At 62.8% G+C, this 19,996-nt stretch carries 19 protein-coding genes; 14 read left to right on the forward strand and 5 right to left on the reverse strand.

The window, feature by feature from the left end; all coding sequences use genetic code 11:
- The first annotated feature begins 2 nt into the window (after window positions 1-2).
- Window positions 3-1,361, forward strand: a complete 1,359-nt coding sequence (locus AC1DLT_RS19815) for an MATE family efflux transporter (RefSeq protein WP_477487864.1) — start codon at window positions 3-5, stop codon at window positions 1,359-1,361.
- Here the strand turns inward: AC1DLT_RS19815 and AC1DLT_RS19820 are convergent.
- Window positions 1,337-2,428 (reverse strand): quinone-dependent dihydroorotate dehydrogenase, encoded by a 1,092-nt coding sequence (locus AC1DLT_RS19820; protein WP_477487865.1) that lies wholly within the window; start codon window positions 2,426-2,428, stop codon window positions 1,337-1,339. The genes AC1DLT_RS19815 and AC1DLT_RS19820 overlap by 25 nt on opposite strands.
- Complete coding sequence (locus AC1DLT_RS19825; RefSeq protein ID WP_477487866.1) at window positions 2,425-2,775, reverse strand: DUF952 domain-containing protein; 351 nt, start codon at window positions 2,773-2,775, stop codon at window positions 2,425-2,427. Before AC1DLT_RS19825 ends, AC1DLT_RS19820 begins: the two co-directional genes overlap by 4 nt.
- A gap of 82 nt (window positions 2,776-2,857) precedes the next feature.
- Between AC1DLT_RS19825 and AC1DLT_RS19830 the strand changes: the two genes are divergently transcribed.
- The 3 genes from AC1DLT_RS19830 (at window position 2,858) to AC1DLT_RS19840 (ending at window position 4,895) form a co-directional block, all read left to right on the forward strand.
- Window positions 2,858-3,277 carry a hypothetical protein gene (locus tag AC1DLT_RS19830; protein ID WP_477487867.1) on the forward strand — a complete coding sequence of 140 codons (420 nt, stop codon included), beginning with the start codon at window positions 2,858-2,860 and terminating at the stop codon, window positions 3,275-3,277.
- 87 nt (window positions 3,278-3,364) lie between these two features.
- Window positions 3,365-4,012: a response regulator gene (locus AC1DLT_RS19835; protein WP_040124457.1), complete on the forward strand. Its 648-nt coding sequence runs from the start codon at window positions 3,365-3,367 to the stop codon at window positions 4,010-4,012.
- Window positions 4,013-4,229: 217 nt separating this feature from the next.
- Window positions 4,230-4,895 (forward strand): S24 family peptidase, encoded by a 666-nt coding sequence (locus AC1DLT_RS19840; RefSeq protein ID WP_040124456.1) that lies wholly within the window; start codon window positions 4,230-4,232, stop codon window positions 4,893-4,895.
- A 41-nt stretch (window positions 4,896-4,936) separates the two neighbouring features.
- Here the strand turns inward: AC1DLT_RS19840 and AC1DLT_RS19845 are convergent, their stop codons facing one another.
- Entirely contained in the window at window positions 4,937-5,821 is an 885-nt protein-coding gene (locus AC1DLT_RS19845) for a transporter substrate-binding domain-containing protein (RefSeq protein WP_477487868.1), read from the reverse strand.
- Between the two features lie 59 nt (window positions 5,822-5,880).
- On the opposite strand from AC1DLT_RS19845, the gene AC1DLT_RS19850 reads away from it, so the two are divergent.
- Window positions 5,881-7,803, forward strand: a complete 1,923-nt coding sequence (locus AC1DLT_RS19850) for a glycosyltransferase family 2 protein (protein ID WP_477487869.1) — start codon at window positions 5,881-5,883, stop codon at window positions 7,801-7,803.
- 79 nt (window positions 7,804-7,882) lie between these two features.
- Window positions 7,883-8,152: a hypothetical protein gene (locus AC1DLT_RS19855; protein ID WP_040124451.1), complete on the forward strand. Its 270-nt coding sequence runs from the start codon at window positions 7,883-7,885 to the stop codon at window positions 8,150-8,152.
- Window positions 8,153-8,247: 95 nt separating this feature from the next.
- On the opposite strand, the gene AC1DLT_RS19860 is transcribed toward AC1DLT_RS19855, so the two are convergent.
- Complete coding sequence (locus AC1DLT_RS19860; protein ID WP_477487870.1) at window positions 8,248-9,786, reverse strand: tannase/feruloyl esterase family alpha/beta hydrolase; 1,539 nt, start codon at window positions 9,784-9,786, stop codon at window positions 8,248-8,250.
- A gap of 105 nt (window positions 9,787-9,891) precedes the next feature.
- Window positions 9,892-10,863, reverse strand: a complete 972-nt coding sequence (locus AC1DLT_RS19865) for a LysR family transcriptional regulator (RefSeq protein ID WP_477487871.1) — start codon at window positions 10,861-10,863, stop codon at window positions 9,892-9,894.
- A gap of 124 nt (window positions 10,864-10,987) precedes the next feature.
- Here AC1DLT_RS19865 and AC1DLT_RS19870 point away from each other — a divergent pair, with 124 nt between their 5' ends.
- Genes AC1DLT_RS19870 through AC1DLT_RS19905 form a run of 8 tightly spaced genes read left to right on the forward strand, consistent with a single transcriptional unit; the run spans window position 10,988 to window position 19,967 of the window.
- On the forward strand, window positions 10,988-11,908 hold the full coding sequence (locus tag AC1DLT_RS19870; RefSeq protein WP_247137809.1) for an ABC transporter permease: 921 nt from the start codon (window positions 10,988-10,990) through the stop codon (window positions 11,906-11,908).
- Window positions 11,909-11,918: 10 nt separating this feature from the next.
- The gene (locus tag AC1DLT_RS19875; protein WP_040124449.1) at window positions 11,919-12,758 is read left to right on the forward strand and encodes an ABC transporter permease; all 840 of its coding nucleotides are present in this window, start codon (window positions 11,919-11,921) and stop codon (window positions 12,756-12,758) included.
- A gap of 41 nt (window positions 12,759-12,799) precedes the next feature.
- A complete protein-coding gene (locus AC1DLT_RS19880) occupies window positions 12,800-14,377 on the forward strand; it encodes an ABC transporter substrate-binding protein (RefSeq protein ID WP_040124447.1) in 1,578 nt (525 codons plus the stop codon).
- The gene (locus tag AC1DLT_RS19885) at window positions 14,374-15,213 is read left to right on the forward strand and encodes a creatininase family protein (RefSeq protein ID WP_477487872.1); all 840 of its coding nucleotides are present in this window, start codon (window positions 14,374-14,376) and stop codon (window positions 15,211-15,213) included. The genes AC1DLT_RS19880 and AC1DLT_RS19885 overlap by 4 nt, the downstream gene beginning before the upstream one ends.
- The gene (locus tag AC1DLT_RS19890) at window positions 15,210-16,862 is read left to right on the forward strand and encodes an ABC transporter ATP-binding protein (protein WP_477487873.1); all 1,653 of its coding nucleotides are present in this window, start codon (window positions 15,210-15,212) and stop codon (window positions 16,860-16,862) included. Before AC1DLT_RS19885 ends, AC1DLT_RS19890 begins: the two co-directional genes overlap by 4 nt.
- Window positions 16,859-17,536 (forward strand): RraA family protein, encoded by a 678-nt coding sequence (locus AC1DLT_RS19895; protein ID WP_477487874.1) that lies wholly within the window; start codon window positions 16,859-16,861, stop codon window positions 17,534-17,536. The genes AC1DLT_RS19890 and AC1DLT_RS19895 overlap by 4 nt, the downstream gene beginning before the upstream one ends.
- The gene (locus tag AC1DLT_RS19900; RefSeq protein WP_477487875.1) at window positions 17,533-19,083 is read left to right on the forward strand and encodes a gamma-glutamyltransferase; all 1,551 of its coding nucleotides are present in this window, start codon (window positions 17,533-17,535) and stop codon (window positions 19,081-19,083) included. The genes AC1DLT_RS19895 and AC1DLT_RS19900 overlap by 4 nt, the downstream gene beginning before the upstream one ends.
- 11 nt (window positions 19,084-19,094) lie before the next feature.
- Window positions 19,095-19,967: an N-formylglutamate amidohydrolase gene (locus AC1DLT_RS19905; RefSeq protein WP_477487876.1), complete on the forward strand. Its 873-nt coding sequence runs from the start codon at window positions 19,095-19,097 to the stop codon at window positions 19,965-19,967.
- Window positions 19,968-19,996: the final 29 nt, after the last annotated feature.

Below are 19,996 nucleotides of genomic sequence, written 5' to 3' on the forward strand. Positions count from 1 at the left end.
CGATGGAGAGCGGGGGGCGTAACCACGAGACTGGGTCAATAAAGCCGTTCGATGTAACGCACCGGCTGGTGCTCGGCATCGCCATTCCGATGACGCTCGGGTTCCTGACGACGCCGCTGCTCGGCCTCACCGATACCGCGGTTGTCGGGCAGCTCGGCCAAGCCGAGGCGCTTGCGGGTCTGGCGATCGGCGCCATCCTCTTCGACCTCATCTATGGCAGCCTCAGCTTTTTCCGCACCTCGACCACCGGACTGGTGGCGCAGGCCTTCGGCCGAGGAGACAATAGAGAACAGCAGGCAGTATTCTGGCGGGCGTTTTTGAGCGCGCTCGGCCTTGGGGTGATCATGCTGGCGCTCTCGCCGCTGATCCTTCGATATGCGCCGGACCTGATGACCAGCGATCCGACCGTCGCCGAGGTGACGCGGCGTTATTTCGCGATTCGGGTGCTGACCAGCCCGGCGACCTTCGCTAACTTCGCGATCCTCGGCTTCGTCCTCGGGCGGGGCCAGGGCGTGCTCGGGCTGACGCTGCAGATCATCCTCAACGGCACAAATATCGTGCTCGCCATCCTGTTCGGCCTGGTGTTGGGCTGGGGTGTGGCGGGCGTTGCCTGGGCGACCGCGGCGGCAGAAGTGACCGCCGTGGTGATCGGCCTCGTCATCGTCAGCCGGCAGTTTTCCGCCACTTACCGGCCGACGCGGGCGGACATTTTCGATACGGCCAAGCTGCGCCAGCTTTTCCAGCTCAATGCCGACATCCTGATCCGCTCGCTGATATTGAACGGCGCATTTGCGGTGCTGACCCGCGTCGGGTCGAGCTTCGGGGCGGTGACGCTGGCGGCGAATGCGGTGCTGATGAACATCTTCATGCTCTCGGCCTTCTTCCTCGACGGGCTCGCGGGCGCCGCCGAACAGCTCGCCGGCCGGGCGGTGGGCGCGAAGTACCGACCGTCCTTCGATCGGGCGCTGAAACTGACCGGCCTCTGGTCCTTCGTGATGGCGGGCGTGGTCGGGCTGTTCTTCGTGGTCTTCGGCCAGCCGATCATCGAGCTTCTGACCACCTCGCAAGACGTGCGGCAGGAGGCTTATGTCTATCTCGGCTGGGCGGCCGTGACCGGCTTGTCCGGCGCGCTCGCCTTCCAGATGGATGGGGTGTTCATTGGCGCCACCTGGTCACGCGAGATGCGCAACATGATGCTCGTCTCATTCGCGGGCTATTGCGTCAGTCTCGCCGTGCTCGTGCCGATGATCGGCAACCACGGGCTCTGGTTGTCGCTCAACCTGTTCCTGCTGATGCGCGGCTTTTTCCTGGCAGCCATGGTGCCGCGCAAGGCGCGTCAGAGTTTCGTCTCCGCCCATTGATCGAGGCGGCTATCGCGCAGCTCGCGGATCGAGGAGACCTTTTCCCGGTCGAGAAGGGCCGAAAGCCCCTTGACGATCGTCGCCGGCAGGCCGGGGCCTTCATAGACCATGCAGGAATAGAGCTGCACGAGGTCGGCACCGGCGCGGATCTTCTCAAGCGCATCCGCCGCACTCGAAATGCCGCCGACGCCGATGACGGCGAGATCCGGCCCGACGCGCTTGCGGACTTTTGCGAGGACGGTCGTCGAGCGCTTGAAGAGCGGCCCGCCGGAAAGACCACCCGCTTCCTTCGCCTGGGCCTGATCCTTCAGTCCATCTCGGGCAAGTGTCGTGTTGGAAACGATCAGCCCGTCGAGCGGGTGCGCGGTCGCCTCGGCCGCGATGTCGTCGAGGCCCTCCTCGGTCAGATCGGGTGCGATCTTCAGGAAGACCGGAACGGTGCGGCCATGGCGCAGCGCCTCTTCCGCGCGGGCAGCAAGAACGGCCTCAAGCAGCGCCTTCAGGCTGTCGCGCGCCTGCAGGTCGCGCAGGCCCGGCGTATTGGGCGAGGAGATGTTGACGGTAAAGTAGGTGGCGAGCGCATAGAACTTTCGGATGCCCGCGACATAGTCGGCGATCCGGTCGGCGGCATCCTTGTTGGCGCCGATATTGACGCCGACGATGCCCGGCGCGTTGCGCCGCGCGGTCAGGCGCGTGAACGCCGCCTCATGGCCCTCGTTGTTGAAGCCGAGCCGGTTGATGACACCGCGGTCCTCCACCAGGCGGAAGATGCGCGGCTTGTCGTTGCCGGCCTGAGCCTTCGGCGTCACGGTGCCTATCTCGGTAAAACCGAAGCCGAGCTTCAGCATCGCATCCGGGACCTCGGCATTCTTGTCGTAACCGGCGGCAAGCCCGACCGGATTTGCAAAACGGATACCGACGACGGTCTGGGTAAGCCGCGGATCGGCGGCCAAGCGGCAAGCGGGCACGAGACCCGTCTTCAGCGCGGCGATCGACAGGCCGTGGGCGGTTTCCGGATCGAAAACGAAGAGGCTGCGCGAAGCAAGTCCGGCGAAGGGGCCGATCATGGCATCTTCTCCGGAAAGGCATGCAGGCCATCGACGCCGATCAGCAACGGCATCTCCCAGAGGACCGAGGACACCGGAAGCGTGCCGTAAAGATGCGGGAAAAGATCGCCGCCGCGCGAGGCTTCATATCTCAGTTCCTCGCCGAGGAGGGTCGCATCGACTGCAACCAGCATCAGGCCCGAGACGCCGGCGAAATGCAGCCTGGCGGTCTCCTTGGCCTGTGTCCCGGTCGAAAAATGGATAAAGCCGTCCTTCAGGTCGATTTCGGCGCCTTCGAAGACACCTTTCTGCTTTGCCTGACGCCAAAGCGTTTCCGGCACGATCTTGTACACTATATCCGTCATCATCAACTCTCGGAGACCTGCTATTCTCCGACCGTTTGCCGCAAAGCCCGGCGCTTGTCCACCGTTACAGCAGGAGGACCACAACATGAAAACGCTCGCATTGACGACTTGCGCACTGCTCTTGCCGCTCGCCGCCTCGGCGCAGCAGCCGCAGACCAACCGTTTCCAGCTTCAGCGCACCGAAACCGGCATCGTCCGGCTCGATACCGAAACCGGCGCGATGACGCTCTGCCGCGACGAGAACGGCACGCTCGCCTGCCGCATGCAGCCCGACGAAAGGGCGGCCTACGAACAGGAACTCGACCGGCTGGCAAAACGGGTCACCGCGCTCGAGGAGCGGCTCAGCAACATCCCGCCGGACATCTTGCCGAAAGCGCTGCCGAGCGACGCGGAAGTCGACCGGTCGCTATCGATCATGGAGAAGTTCATGCGGCGCTTCATGGCGATCGTCGGTGAGTTCGCGAACGAAAAAGAACCCGATAAACCACAGCCCAATCGTACGTGATTTCCCGCACTTGTTTCGGGTCTGGGAGAGGTTTACAACCTACTAAGATTCATTGGCACGACTATGCTCTTGGGAGGGGGCGTGGAAATGCAGACACTCACGATCATCATCGCAGACGACCACCCGCTGTTTCGCGGCGCGCTCAGCCATTCGGTGCGGGGCATTGCCGAAGAACTCGTGATCATCGAGGCTGGCGATTTCGAGGCGGCGCGACGGGCGGCCGAAAACAATCCCGATGCCGACCTGATGCTGCTCGACTTGGCGATGCCAGGGGTCAGCGGCTTTTCCGGCCTGATGTCGCTCCGCGCCGAATTTTCAGGCCTGCCGATCGTCATCGTCTCGGCCAGCGACGATTGCGCCACCATCCGCAGGGCGCTGGAACTCGGCGCCTCCGGCTTCATCTCGAAATCCTCCGGGCTCGACGATATCCGCGCCGGCATCCAGGCGGTGCTGAGAGGCGACATCTGGGTGCCGGAAGGTTACCTCACCGCACCGGACGAAGATCCGGGCCTCACCGAGATCATCGAGCGGCTGAAGACGCTGACGCCGCAGCAGAACCGCGTGCTTTCCATGCTCGGCGAGGGGCTGCTCAACAAGCAGATCGCCTATGAACTCGGCGTCTCCGAGGCGACCATCAAGGCACATGTGTCGGCAATCCTCCTGAAGCTCAATGTCGACAGCCGCACCCAGGCGGTGATCAAGCTCGGCAAGATCAACATGGCGCTGGTGGCCTGACGAGGGCCGCCGCGGGAACAGGATTTTATTCCTCTCGTCCCTTTACGCGAAGCTGCGGTTCCGTTAAAATTCGGGGTGTGCGCGCGAGCCGGCAGCCCGCTGGAACGGAGCGTTCGAGAGTCTGGTCGACAAAAGTCTGATCGGTCAAGGGCGAGAGGTTCGCAGAGCGCTGGCTTGTCCGGCTTGTCTCGCGCACCGGTCACGGGTACGGACGACGATGCTGTCACATGATACGATCTGGAGCGCCATCGATACGCTCGCCCAACGCCACCAGCTGACGCCCTCCGGACTGGCGCGACGCGCCGGCCTTGATCCTACCTCGTTCAACAAGTCGAAGCGGCTCGGACCGGACGGGCGGCTGCGCTGGCCCTCGACCGAATCGATCGCCAAGGTGCTCGAAGCGACGGGTGCCACGATCGACCAGTTCATGAGCTATCTGCCCGCCGTTCCCGGCCGCTCCTCGATACCGGACGGCAATTTCCCGCCGCAGGGCGGCTCCATCCCGCTGCTCGGATTTGCGCAGGCCGGCGCCGGCGGCTTTTTCGACGATGGCGGGTTTCCGGCCGGCCAGGGCTGGGACGTGGTGGAATTTCCGGTCGACCCGTCCCGCAAGGCCGGCGTCTATGCGCTGGAAATCCAGGGCGAATCGATGATGCCGCTTTATCGCGACGGCGACGTGCTGATCGTCGAACCGGGCGCCCAGGTGCGCCGCGGCGACCGGGTGGTGCTGAAGACCAAGGAAGGCGAGGTGATGGCAAAAGTGCTCGCCCGCCAGAGCGCCCGGACTGTGGAATTGCTCTCGCTCAACCCGGAACATCCGAACCGCAGCTTCGATCTCTCCGACGTGGAATGGATCGCCCGCATCATCTGGGCGAGCCAGTAGGCGCAGGCAGCGGGTAGGAAACTGCTCCTACCGGTGGCCGATCAGTAAAGCCCGTTCGGGAAATAACGCAGGTAGATATCCTGCAGGCGGCCGTTGCGCGACAGAACGCTGAGTGCCTGGTCGACGGCGGCCGCCAGGAGCGGGTCGTTCTTGCGCAGCATGATCGACAGGCCTTCGCCGAGGAATTTCTCCGAGAGATAGGGACCATCGAAGAGGGCGCAGCATTTCGCCGAGCCTTCGCCGGCGACCCAGAAGGGCAGTCTCAGGCCATCGGAAAAGATGGCATCCACCTTGCCAATCTTCAAAGCCTCCAGCATCGCCTCGTAAGTGTCGAACGGCGTGGCGGTGACCTTCGGAAAAAACGCCTTCAGCATCAGCTCGTGGGCGGTGCCCCGGACGACGCCGACCGGCTTGCCGGAAAGCGCTGCCGCCGTATCGCCGTCGATCCTGGCCTTCAGGTTGCGGGCGAAACGCGCGGGCACGCCGAGATAAGGCCGCGAGAAGGCAAACCGCTGGCGCCGCTCCGGCGTCACGGCAATGCCGGCGATGACGGCTTCGCCGGCCCCGCCTTCCAGGGTCTTTTCCAACTCGTCGAAGGGCAGCGCCTGGATCTGGCACTTCGCCTCGATCTTCAGTTCGGAACAGATTTCACGGGCGAGGTCGATATTGAAGCCGGCAAGCCGGCCGGTCTGGTCGGCGAAATTGAACGGCGGGAAATCGACGCTCGTCAGGATCCGCACCCGGATGATCGTGGAAAGATCAGGGCGGGCGAGCCGCTCCTTGGCATCGAACATCAAAGGCAGCGGATTGCTGCCTTCGGCGGCACGGGCCGGGATTGCGGCGGAAACGATCCCGCCGGCTACAAGGCAAAGCTGCAGAAGATTGAAAACCCCCTTGATTTTCGGGGATGCAATCATGGGATGCATCTCTATGATCCAGATCGGGACAGGTTGGGGCGTTCGCTTGCGGGCGGTGTAGCAGAAACATGCGGTTAGGGGAATATCCGCCAGCAACGCTGCCGGTGCAAGACGATGCGCGGCATAATCCGGCGCTGATCGGAGACCTGCCGACCGACCAGGGCACTGCTGCCGACGATCCGGAACTCGTCGCCCTTTCGGCGCTCGGCTTCTCGAAGCCATTGCTTGCGACGCTCACTGACAGGGCACGGCGCAACGGCACCAGCATCGAAAGCGAGCTGCTTCACGGCCGTCAGGTTGATGAGGCGGCCTATTACGGCGCCATGGCGCGCTACCTTCGCCTACCCTTCATCGCGGAGATCGATCCGGGCTCAGTCGCCGATATGCCGGGGCTCGACACGCAGTTGCAACGCCCGAACCAGATCAGGATCAACCATCGGCACAAGGCGCCGCAGGTGGCGGTCGTGCCCGAAGCGATGCGGCTTGCCGACCTCAAGGCGGCACTGCTTGCAATGCCGCTGCTCGGGCAGGACCTTGCGATCACCACTCCATCGGCAATCCGCGGAGCTGTCTGGAGAACCGGCGCGGCGCGGCGCGTGCGCGAGACGATTGACGGGCTTTTCGACCGCTTTCCCGAGTTCTCGGCCCGCATCGTGCTCTCCGGTTCTCAGGGTTTTTATGCCGGGCTTGGACTTGCCGCCCTTATCTCTGCGCTGATCGCAGTGCCGATCGAGACCCTGCTTTTCCTGCATATTCTTCTGTCGCTGATCTATTTCGCGTCCCTCGTCCTGCGGCTCGCCGCCTTCGCCCGGCAACAATTCGCAGGGCCGATCCCGCCAGCCGCGCCGCCTCGAGAGGATGCGCTTCCCTGTTACACGGTGATGGTTGCGCTCTACCGGGAAGCTGCGGTGGCAGAACAGCTGATAGCCAGCCTCGGGCGGCTCGACTGGCCGCCTTCCCTGCTCGACATCAAGCTCGTCTGCGAGGCAGACGACCAGGAAACGATTGCGGCGCTGAAGGTGCTGAAGCCCGCCTCACATTTCGAGATCGTCGAGGTACCGCCCGCGACGCCGCGCACGAAACCCAAGGCGCTCAGCTATGCATTGATGGCTGCTCGAGGCGAGTTTCTGGTGATCTACGACGCAGAGGACAGGCCGCATCCGCAGCAATTGCGCGAGGCCTATGCACGCTTCCGCGCCTCGGCAGCGGAAGTCGCCTGCCTTCAGGCGCCGCTGATCATCACCAATGCCCAGGAATCCTGGATCAGCGCGTTGTTTTCGCTCGAATATTGCGGCCTCTTCCGCGGGCTGCTGCCGATGCTGGCGCGCAGACAGATGCCGCTGCCGCTCGGCGGCACGTCCAATCATTTCCGAACCCAAGCGCTGCGTGCCGCCGGCGGCTGGGATCCCTTCAACGTCACCGAGGACGCCGATCTCGGTTTTCGCCTGTACCGCCTCGGTTATCGCTCGGATGTCATCACTCGCCAGACGCTCGAAGACGCGCCGACCACGATGCGCGTGTGGACGGGCCAGCGCAGCCGCTGGTTCAAAGGCTGGCTGCAGACCTGGCTGGTGCTGATGCGCGACCCGCGCCGGCTGATCGGCGAGATGGGGTTTCCAGCCTTCTGCATCTTTCAGCTGATGATCGGTGGCATGCTGGTCTCGTCGCTCCTGCATCCGCTGATCATCATTTTCATGGGCGTTGGCACTTATTCCATGCTGGAAGCACCGGCGGACGGCATTCCAGCCGGGGTGCTTTTGCTTTTCATCATCGACACCGTCAACATCCTCGGCAGTTATCTGATCTTCCTCGGGCTCGGGAGAGGACCGATGGTCGAGCACGAACGGCGGCTGGTCGGCTGGCGCTGGACCGGTGTGCCAGTCTACTGGATGATGACCTCGGCCGCCGCCTGGCGGGCGGTGATCGAACTGCGGTCAAAACCTTTCTTCTGGAACAAGACGCCGCACCGGCCGACCGGCAAAAGGACCTGATCCACGATCACGCCTCGCACGCCGGAACATTTCCGCTCCCCGGACGTCAGGTATAAGGCTCTGACTATGGAGGAGACCCATGCATACCTATTACCGTTATCACGGCGGCGCCCCCGCGCCCGGCGCTCTCATCATCAAGTTCTATCACTCCGGCGACCAGATCCGTGGCTTCATTCGCAAGATCGCCGAGCCCTCCGAAGACGACGCGATTTTTCCGGGAGAGGAGATGGAGCCCGAAGCCGCCTTCCGAATGGCTGAAAACAAGAACCGCGGACCGGACAAGCCGCCGATCTTCGTCGAGCTTTCCGAAGGGGTGCAGTGGGACCCGGCCTGGGGCAGGTTGATGTGACGTCGGCGGGGACGACAGACCGTAAATTTACACGCAGCCGCGCTATTCACATTAAGGTCCGACCGCTGCGCGGGCATCTCATGGACGCGCCCGCGTCAGTTATTGCGGCACTCAAAGCTTGCCGCGCTGTCGGCACTCCCCTCTCCCTTGTACTGCGCGTGCGACGGGTAGGGGCAAAGCGGTCGCGTGCGGTTCGGAAAAGCCTTGCCCGACGCTTCGACGCTTTGTGGAGCTTCATCTTTTTCCACCCAGTCGATCAGCCTGGTCAACATGTCGAACTGGTCGAGACCGGCTGGTCCGCCGCTGCAATGGCTCATGCCCGGAACGAGATAGAGCTTGGCCCAGTCCTCCACCGGCTTACCTGTCTTGGTCGCAGTGCTCATCCGGCTGAAGAAACCGACCGTATCGTTGGAGGAAAACCATGGATCGCTCACCCCATGGAAGAAGATGATCTTGCTTCCTTGGGCGGCAAAGGAACTGAGATCCGCCCATTGATCGGCGTTGATCAACCGCTGTTGCGGATCGCCGATATCGGCTTTCTCGACGGCATCGTCCACATCGAAACTCATGGCGTTGTTCTTGAACTGCCGATTGCGCTTGTCATCAAAGCGCATGAGTCCCGGAATGGGATCTGTCGTACTCATGACGCCGGTATCGTAGGGAAACGCCACATAGGCCGGCCGGCTCGATGCATCAAGCGTCGGCGAAAACGTCTCGGCCACGACGTCGGCCTGCTGCTTCGTGAGACAACCGTCGACTTTACCGGCAGGGCAGACAAGGCTCGCCGGATCAAACTTGCATGCGCCCGGATTTGCGATCATTCCGTCCTCCAGGCCATCAAGGCCATCGCAGGCCTTCAGTATTCCCTTGAGGACCAGATCGCGGTCGCCGTCCGAAAAGGCTTTCGAGCGGTCCGGCGCGCCATCGGCGCCGGCCGGAGATATCTTGTTCATCGCTACGTTCTTGGCGGCGAGCGACATGTTCGAACGGCTTGTGCGCATGGCAGGAGCCCCGGCGATGATGCCGTCGAACAATGTGGGAAAGCGTTGCGCCGAGGCCATCGCCTCGCGGCCGCCGGTCGAGCATCCCGCAAAATAGGAGCGATCGGCGCCCTTGCCGTAGTAGGCGGCGACCAATGCCTTGCCGAGGGCCGTGACCTTCTCGACCGACCAGCCGGCGAAATTCAGCGTGGCAATCTGGTCCGCCCTGAAGGAGGCGTCCCATGCCTCGCCCTTGTGGCCGCTGTCATGGGAAATGACGGCGAAACCGCGGGAAAGAGCATTTTTCCCTCCGGAGGCCACGTCCCCCACCGCCGGCCGCACGACGCCATTCAGGCCCCCGCCGCCCTGCACCAGAAACCTTCCGCTCCAATTGTCCGGCAAGGCGATCGAAAACCCGATCGCATAAGGCTTGCCGTCCGCGCCGGTCCGGTGCTCGAACGACCCGCTGACGAGACAATGCGCTGGTCCCTTGTCCTTGACGTGATCGGCGCTCGCGACCTTCATGTCGAAAGTCGGCAGCTGAAGGTTCTTCGCCGCCGAGCATTGGGCTTCGGGCGAAGAATCCGCGGCGACGGCCGGCGTCAAGCCGGGCATGAGGGCAACAAAAGCCGTGGCTACAAGCAGCTTGACCATATCCGATCCTCCTCCGTGACGCAGCCTCCTCAAGCCGCGCGGCGATCGCACCAGATTTCAGGCTCCCTGTCAATCAAGGCTGCGCGATGTGTCTGGCCGAATCGATTACCGTCCGTCGACCGATTCCAATTGGGTCGGCGGGATAGACTTGATCGGCCACCTGATCGCGGTTCTCACATCCTTCATTGCTGCAACCCGACGCGTCGTCTCGACGAAATCGAGCACGATCTTCGATTTTTCCTCCGCATGCCAGGCGACGAGCAATTCGACTTCGGCGGGGATGTCGTCGAGCCGCCGGTAGACGAGATATGGGCTGGGATTGTGAGCGAGCCAGGACGGCGCAATCGCAATCCCGACGCCGGCCGCCACCAAGGTGCCGATCGCCAAAGTGTGCGAGACCTCCTGCACGATGACCGGATAGACGCCGGCGCGGCGCAACGCACCCATGATCGCGTGATAGTAGCTCGCTCCGACAGTCGGGGCATAGGTGATGACGGGTTCGCCGGCAAAATCCTTGACGGTCAGGTTTTCCTTCTGCGCCAGCCGATGCTCCCTGGGCAGCACCGCCACGAAACCTTCCTGCAGGATATGCTCGGTCTTCAGAAAGCCTGCCGGATTGGTCGGGCGGATGAAGGCCACCTGAACCTTGTTGTTCTGGAGCAGTTCGAGCTGCTGTGCCGTGCCGAGCACCTGCACGTCGACGGTCATCGCCGGATAGCGCTTTCGAAAGTCCGAAATTACCGGCGGCAGGACATGCGATAACGCCACATGCACGCCGCTGACGGAAATCGTTCCGCTATCATCACCGGAAATGGAACGGGTATGCGTGACCGCCCTGTCAATCCCGCCTAGGATTTCCTGGGCGTGGCGCAGGAAGATTTCGCCTGCCGGCGTCAGTTTTACGCGCCGCGTCGTGCGGCGGAAGAGCTTGGTGCCGAGGCGATCTTCGAGCTGACGGATCTGCTGGCTGAGCGGAGCCTGCGCCATGCCGAGCTTGTCTGCGGCTCGGCTGAAATGCAGCTCTTCGGCGACGCAGGCGAAATAGTGGAGGTGACGAAACTCGATGCCGTATTTCATATCTAAAACATATCAATGGTCGCTCGATTTTGTAATAGATAATAATCTATTCCCGTGATTAGTTTTCAAAAAAAAGACGATAAAGTTGGAACAGCTGGAGCTTCGGCTCCCGGAACGGAGCGTGATGACGCGTTTCTGGGTATTAAAAATTCTGCGCACCGTGCTGACGCTTTGGTTCGTGGTGACTTTCGCATTCGTGGTACTGAGAACTTCCGGGGATCCGGTCGTGGCACTTGTCGGCGCCGATGCCACACCTGAGGAGGTCGAACAGTTCCGCCAGCTCTGGCGTCTCGACGATCCACTCTGGATTCAGTATTTCCGCTACGTTATCCAGATGGCGACCGGCCAGTTCGGCATTTCCTACCGCGACGGCCGCGAAGTCATCGACATCATCGTCGAGCGCGTTCCCTGGACGCTGATCCTCGGCCTGTTCTCCTATATCGGCGCCATCCTGATCGGCGTTCCGGCCGGCATCATCGCTGCCATCAAGCGCGGCTCGACCTTCGACAATCTGATCATGGCGACCGCCGTGTTCGGTTTCGCCCTGCCGAACTTCTTCCTCGGCATCCTGATGATCCTGCTCTTTTCGCTTAGCCTGCAATGGCTGCCGAGCTCCGGAACAGGAACCATCTGGCATCTGATCATGCCCGCCATCACGCTTGCGACCTTCACGGCCGGAACGCTGGCGCGGTTCACCCGCTCGGCCATGCTGGAAGTGCTGGACAAGCTCTATATCCGCGCCGCGGCCGCCAAGGGCGTCGGTTACTGGAAACGGATCATCTTCCACGCGCTGCCGAATGCCAGCATCCCGCTCGTCACCATTATCGGTCTCAATCTCGGCGAGCTGATCGGCGGCGCCATCGTCGTCGAAACCGTGTTTGCCTGGCCGGGCGTCGGGCGCCTGCTGGTGACGGCCGTCTCCTCGCGCGACCTTGCGGTCGTTCAAGGGCTGGTGCTGATCATGGCGGTGACGATGGTTCTCGCAAACCTCGTCGTCGACCTGCTCTACGGCCTCCTCGACCCGCGCATCCGCGTGCAGAATTGAAGGCCGGCAAATGAAGCGCGTTTCCCCCATTCTCGTTCTCGCCATCATTATCCTGGCGGCCGCCGTGACCGTCGCGATCGTCGGCAATGTCTTCACGTCGCATGGCATGTCGCAGCAGAACCTGCTCGCCCGCCTGAAGCCCCCGGCCTTCATGACCGGCAGCAATCCGAGCTTCCCGCTCGGCACCGACCGCATCGGCCGCGACATGGTGGCAAGGGTGATCGCCGGCCTGCGGATGTCGCTTTCGGTGGCGATCGCCGGGACGATCATCGGCGCTGTCGTCGGCTCCGCGATCGGCTTCATCGCCGCGCATTTCCGCGGCTGGGTCGAAGAAGGACTGATGATGCTGGTCGACTTCCAGGCATCGCTGCCCTTCATCCTCATCACGCTGACGCTGCTTGCCTTCTTCGGCAACAGCATGACGCTGTTCATTATCCTGATGGGCCTGTTCGGATGGGAAAAATACGCCCGCCTGTCGCGCGGCGTGGTGCTGTCGGCGATCAACCAGCCTTACGCCAAGGCGATTGTCGCGCTCGGCGCCGGCAACGGCCGGCTCTACCTCAAACATGTGCTGCCGAACGTGGCGAGCGCCCTGATCGTCCAGGTGACGCTGACATTCCCGCAGATCATCCTGCTGGAAACCTCGCTCAGCTTCCTGGGTCTCGGCATCCAGGCGCCGCAGACCAGCCTCGGCCAGATCCTCGGCGACGGCCGCGATTATCTCTCGACCGCCTGGTGGATTTCGGTCTGGCCCGGCTTGGTCATTTTTCTCGTCACTCTTTCGATGAGCATCGTCGGCGACTGGCTGCGTGACCGCCTTGATCCGATGCTGCGTGCCCGAACAACCTGAAAATGCCGCTCGAATATAAATGAACAAGGGAAGGTGGAACGATGTTTACAAGACGTGAAGTGGGAAGTCTCATCCTCGGAGCGGGGGCCCTGTCGATGGTGGGCAACCTTCCGAAAGCAAACGCGGCGGAAAGGCCGTCGCTCAATATCGCGGTCGACAATCTCTGGGCCAATATGGCGACGATCAACGGCATCTCGACGACGTCGCGCCGTATCTTCCCGAATTTCTACGACAACCTCGTCGACCGCGACTACATCAAGGACGAGAACGGCCTGATCTTTGCGCCGAAGCTCGCCACCAAGTGGGAGCAGAACGGCAACATCTGGAAGTTCACCCTGCGCGAAGGCGTCAAGTTCCATGACGGCACGGAGATGACGGCGGAAGACGCGGTCTTCACGCTATCGCCGGAACGCCTCTGGGGCGCAAAACCCTTCGAGCCGCGCGGCAAGACTTTCACCGCCGGCTTCAAGCGCGTCGAGGCGACCGGCAAATATACGTTCGAGATCGAGACCGAACGGCCGGACCCGAACATTCCGAGCAAGCTCACCGGTTATATCGGCTTCGTCGTGCCGAAGAAGTACTATATGGAAGTCGGCGTCGACGCGTTCGGCCAGAAACCGATTGGCACCGGTCCCTACAAGGTAACGACCTTCCGCTCCGGCGAAATCATGGTTCTCGAAGCCTTCGACGACTATTGGGACGGCCCGCCGCCGGTCAAGCAGATCTCCTGGAAGATCGTTCCCGAATTCGCCGCCCGCATGGCAGGCCTGGTCTCCAAGGAATTCGACTTCATCGTCAACATTCCGACCGACCAGGAAGCGGCGCTCGAAAAATACCAGGGCGTGACGCTGAAGCGGGTTCTGGCCGACAACTACCCGGCTCTCGCCTTCAACACCCGTCCGGACCCGGTTGATAACCCGCTGGTCGATCCGAACCTGCGCTACGCCATGGTCCAGGCGATCGACATGAACGCGATCGTCCAGGCGCTCTTCAACGGCACCACGGAACATCCGGCAGTGCCCTTCAACTTCACGGAATACGGCAAATTCTATGACCCGAACTTGCCGGTGAAGCTCCCCTACGATGTCGCCGCCGCCAAGGCGCTTGTCGCCAAGACCAAATACAAGGGAGAAAAGCTCCTCTGGCATATCACCCGCCAGTATTATCCGAACTACGAGGCGGCAGCCGAAATCATGGTCGAGCAATGGCGCGAGGTCGGCATCAATGTCGAGGCGCAGATCCTCGACAATTTCGAACTCGTCTACCGCCGCCCCTACCACCTGATGAACATGTCGATGAGCTCGGATTTCATCCCCGGCGATCCCTATCAGCCGCTGTGGCTCGATTGGGGCCCGACCGCATCACGCTCCACCGCCACCTGGAAGACTTGGGATCCGACGCCGGAATATCTGGCCGCCGGCAAGAAGTTCGACGAGGCGATCGAGTTCGAGGACCGCAGACGAGCCTATCTGGAACTTTCGGACGCTTGGCAGAAGGTGACGCCCGGCTACTACATGTGGAAGAGCGTCTATAACTGCGCCCACCGCGCCGGCATCCAGTTCAAGTTCAAGCCGAACGGCGAGATGCGCATCTACGGCGATTATTTCAAGTTCGTATGATGAGCATCAAACGCAAGCATGCGCTGAAGGACATGACGTTCGCGGAGTTCCGCGAACGTCTTTCCGAAAAGCCGGTCATCCTGCTGCCCTTCGGCAGCCAGGAGGAACAGGGACCCCACGCCCCGATGGGCGATTTCATGCTGACCGAAGCGGTGGCGGCAAAGGTGGCGGAAGCCTCCGACGCGATCGTCGCGCCGATCATCCCGTTTGGTTATGCCGATTTCTTCAAGACCATTCCCGGCGGCATCCAGTTCCGGGCCTCGACCTTCTCGGCCGTGGTCGAGGACACCGTAACCGCTTTCCTCGATCACGGCATCGAGCATATCCTGATCCTGAACGGCCATACCAGCAATGCGCCGCTCTTCGACCAGACGCTTCGCCGCATCCGCGCCGAGCGCGGCGTTTCCGTCGCCTTCATCAATCTCTGGCAGGCAATCCCGGATACCCTCTGGAAGGAGCTGCACGGCTCTTCTGCCGCCGCAGCCCGTGGCCATGGCGGCGATCCGCTGACGTCGATCTACCTGCATCTCTTCCCCGAATTGATGCGCATGGATCTCGCCCGCCCCTCGGTGCGCGAAAAAGCCTTCGGCCTGCCGACCGGCGGCGTCAACAACGTCCAGTTCGAAGGCATGCCGGTGCATGTGCCGCTCAATTGCGATGAGGTGAATGCCGATGGCATGCTCGGCGGCGATCCGCTGCTCGCCAGTGCCGAAAAGGGAGAGAAAATGGTCGAACATCTCGTCGGCTTCTGCGCTCGCTTCGTCGAGCACCTGCGCCGCTGCGACATGCGCTCGGTGACGGCCTTTTCACCGCAGACGGACAAGGCGGCTTCATGAGCAACGAGCGGCTTTCCATCGAACATCTGAACGTGCCGCTGCCACGCGGCGCCGATCGCGCCTTTGCGGTTGAAGACCTGTCGCTGTCGGTCAGCAAGGGCGAAATCCTCTGCATCGTCGGCGAATCCGGCTCCGGCAAATCGCTGACCGCACTCGCCACAATGGGGCTCCTGCCCCGCAACCTCGGGCGGCCGGCGGGCAAGGTGATGTTCGAGGGCAAGGACCTGCTGACCCTCGACGAGGCGACCCGCCGGAACATTACCGGCCGGCGCATCGCGATGATCTTCCAGGAGCCGACGGCGGCGCTCAACCCGATCTTCCGGGTTGGCGAACAGGTGTCGGAGACGTTCCGCATACACACGTCGCTGAGTGGGGCCGAGATCCGCAAGAAGGTGATCGATCTCTTCCGCGAAGTTCAGCTCCCAAATCCCGAGCAGATCTACCATTCCTATCCGCATCAGCTTTCCGGCGGTCAGTGCCAGCGGGTGATGATCGCCACCGCGCTCGCCCTCGATCCGTCGGTGCTGATCGCCGATGAGCCGACCACCGCGCTCGATGTCACCACCCAGGCGCAGATCCTCAAGCTGATGCTGGAGCTTCGCGCCAAACACGATACCGGCATCATCTTCATCACCCATGATTTCGGCGTCGTCGCCGAGATCGCCGATCGCGTCGCCGTCATGCAGACAGGCAAGCTGGTCGAGATCGGCACGCGTGACGAGATCCTCAACCACCCCAGGCAAGACTATACCCGTCGCCTGCTCGCTGCCGTGCCGACGCTGACGCCGCGGAAAGAACGCGAGGGCCTCGGCAACCCCGTGTTGATCGCCAGGAACATCGTCAAGACATTCGCCCGCTCCGGCCTGTTCGGCGGTGGACGCACCGTGAAGGCGGTGGACGACGTCGACATCACCATCCGCCGCGGCGAGACGCTGGGCTTGGTCGGCGAATCCGGTTCCGGCAAGTCGACGCTGGCGCAATGCGTCATCCGCCTCGTGCAGCCGGAAAGCGGCGACATCCTGATCTCCGGCGGAGATTTCGCCGGCCTCAACGGCAAGGCGCTGCGCGAAGCGCGCCGCAAGGTGCAGATCGTCTTCCAGGATCCGTACACCGCGCTCGATCCGCGCCAGAAGGTCGGCGATTCCATCGCCGAAGGTCCGGTCATCCACGGCCTCGACCGCAAGGCGGCGATGGCGCGCGCCCTCGACCTGCTCGAAGCCTGCGGCCTCGACCGGGCTTCGGCCACCCGTTTCCCGCACGAGTTCTCCGGCGGCCAGAGGCAGCGCATCTGCATCGCCCGCGCACTCGCGGTCGAACCGGAATTGCTGATCGCCGACGAGAGTGTCTCCGCCCTCGACGTCTCAGTGCAGGCGCAGGTGCTGAAACTGCTGGCCGACATGCAGGAGAGGCTTGGGTTCGGCATCCTGTTCATCACCCACGACCTCAGGGTCGCGAGCCAGATCTGCGACAACATCGCGGTGATGCGCAACGGACGGATCGTCGAACGAGGCGATCCGGCCTCGCTGTTCGGTGCGCCGAAGGAAACCTACACGAAGGAACTGCTCGCCGCCGTGCCCGGCAAGGGCTGGCAGCGTCACGCCAGTGAAAACGAGGCCGGGACAGTCAAATCCCGGGAGGAAACCCCATGAAGAAATATCACATCGGCAGCGTGCCGAAACAGGTCGACCCGGAACTGATCGCCAAATTCGAAAGCGTCGAGGTCGCGACCATCGGCCATTTTCGCCACCGCGGTTTCGTGCATCATTCGATTTCCCCCGTTGTCGAGCCGGGCAGGACGCTGGTCGGCACGGCGGTAACGGTGGCGATCCCGGCAACCGACTCCACCCTTCTCCACCACGCGATCGGTTTCATCCGCCCCGGCGATTTCCTGTTCGTCGACAGGCTCGGTGACGACCGGCATGCCTGCATCGGCGGCGGCGTCGCCTTCGCGATCAAGACCGCCGGCGCCATCGGCGTCGTGCTCGACGGTCCCTGCACCGATGTCGAGGAAATTCTTGAACTCGATCTGCCGTTCTGGTCACGCGGTGTCTCCGGTATCACCACACGGCTCAACGATCTCGGCGGCTCGCTCAACCTGCCGATCTCTTGCGGCAACGTCCCGGTCCTGCCGGGCGATATCGTGGTTGCCGATGCAAGCGGCATCGTGGTGATCCCTGTCGACGAGGCCGAGGAAGTCGTCGAGGAGGCAATCGCAAGGCAGGCACGCGCGGGCCGCAACAAGGACAAGATCGCAGCCGGCGAAAAGCTCGGCGACCTCTCCGGCGCCAGCCGTCTGGTTGCCGCCGCCCTGGAGAGCAAATGATGGAAAATCCGCAATACAATCATCTCCGCGTCGAGCGCGGCATCTCTCGCAAGGTCGCCGGCGCCAGCGAACGCGGCGTCGTTACCTCCCAGCACTACGCGGCGGCCGAGGCTGGGGCGGCGGTCCTGTCAGCGGGCGGCAATGCCGTCGACGCTGCCGTGACCGCCGCCTTCACCTTGCAGACCGTCGAACCCTGGATGACCAGCCTCGCCGCCTGCGGCTACATGCTCATCGCCCAGCCGGACGGAAAGGTCGAGGTCGTCGAATTCACAGGGCGCGTACCTTCCACTTTCGACGAGGAATTCTATAAGCCCGATCCCAGCATCAAGACCTTCATCGGCCACCCGGCTTCGATCGACAACCGCAATGTCCGCGGCTTTACCGCGGCCGTCGTGCCCGGATGCGTGCGCGGCTTCGCGGAAGCGCTGAAGCGTTACGGCACGATCGGCTTCGACCGGGCGCTGACCCCGGCGATCGAGCGTGCCCGCAAGGGCATGTATGTCGACTGGCACACGACGCTGGCCATCGCGATCGCCGAAGGCGAGCTTGGCATGGATCCCGGCGCCCGTTCGATCTTCCTGCCGAGCGGCCACGCACCGGAACCCGGCTCCACCCTGCCGCTCGAGCAGCTTGCGAAGACATTGGAGCAGCTGGCCAACGAAGGCCCGGATTCGCTCTATGGCGGCGCGATCGGCGAGAAGCTGGTCGCCAACCTCAATGCCGGCGGCAGTTCGATCACCCTGGAGGACTTGGCCAGTTACGCCCCCCTCCTCTACCCGTCCCGGACCATGCCATTACAGGGCAAAACCGTGCATGTGGCGGGGGAGACCAGCGCCGGCCAGCGGCTCTTCGACGCGCTCGATCACTTCGACAGGAAGCGCGGAAAAGGCCCGGTCGACGCTGGTTTCTTTACCGCCATGGCCGAAGCCCTCTGGGAAAGTTTCGGCGCCCATCGCAAACGCCTCAATCCGGCCGAGACCACCAACAAGACCAGCACCACGCAGGTCAATGCGGTGGATTCCGAAGGTCGGATGGTCGCGATCACCTTCACGCTGCTCAACCGTTTTGGCGCCCGCGCCCTATCGCCCTCGACCGGTATCCTCTTGAACAACGGCATGTCATGGTTCGACCCGACGCCCGGCCGCGCCAACTCGCTGACGCCGAACGCCTATGCGCCGAGCAACATGTGCCCGGTGGCGATCACCGACGAGAACGGCGCTTTCGCGGCCTTCGGCGCTGCCGGCGGCAACCAGATCGTGCCGTCGCTAGCACAGTTGACAGGCATGATCCTGCATGCCGGCCTCGACATCGAGGAGGCGATGAACCTGCCGCGCATGACCACCGGCCCGCACAACGACATCATCGTCAATGTCGATATGCCCGCCGAGCAGATCGAGGCACTCGAAAAGATCGCCAAGGTGAAGCCCGCCGCAGCCGTCGTCTATCCCCGGCCCTTCGCTGCTCCCGGCATGGTGGGAAGGCGCGGCAATGCCTTCATCGGCATGCCCGACATCACCTATCCGGCCGCATACGCCGCCACAGCCTGAACGAGACCAAGATGACAGAGCTGACTTTTGCCCCCGTCGAGATCGACGGCGTTCTGAAGATCATTCCGCCGACGGCACCGGCCGTCCCGCTGGTGTTCGACTCGCCGCATAGCGGCCTGACACTGCCGGATTTCGAGCGAACAGTTTCAGACGAACTGGTGCGCGTCGCCTCCGACACCTATGTGGACGACCTTTTCGGCTTTGCGCCGTCGCTCGGCGCGCCGCTGCTGATCGCCCATTTTCCGCGCAGTTTCCTCGATCTCAACCGGTCGCTGAAGGATGTCGACCTGCAAATGGTCGAGGGGGAATGGCCTCACCCAACCCGCGACAGCGCCTCGGCTCGCCGCGGCATGGGGCTCACCTGGCGTTACGCCTGGGGCGATACGCCTATGTACGGCCGCAAGTTGACGGTGAAGGAGCTGGAAGACCGCATCGACACCTATTGGCGGCCCTACCACCGCGAAATGGTACGGCTGCTGGACGAGACCCATGCGGCCTTCGGCAAGGTCTATCACGTCAACTGCCACTCGATGCCGGCGATCGGCCATGTGCTCTCGCCCGATCCCGCCGGCACTGTCCGCAAGGATATCGTGGTCGGCGATTACGAGGGCGTGTCGAGCGAACCGGATTTCGTGAGACTGGTCGTCGAGACGCTGCAGGGGTTCGGCTATTCTGTATCGCTCAACGTGCCCTTCAAGGGCGCCGAACTGGTCTCGGCCTATTCCGCGCCGGCCAGGAACCGGCACAGTATCCAGATCGAACTCAATCGACGGTTATACATGAATGAGGAAACCCGCGAGAAGATCGAGGGCTATGACGAGGTGAAGGCCAATCTCGCCAAGCTCGGTGCGGTCATGCGCGACTACGTCATCCGCGGAAGCTGAGAAGTATCGTGCGGCGTCGGGAAGATCAG

The organism is Neorhizobium sp. 05N33, assembly GCF_056397445.1.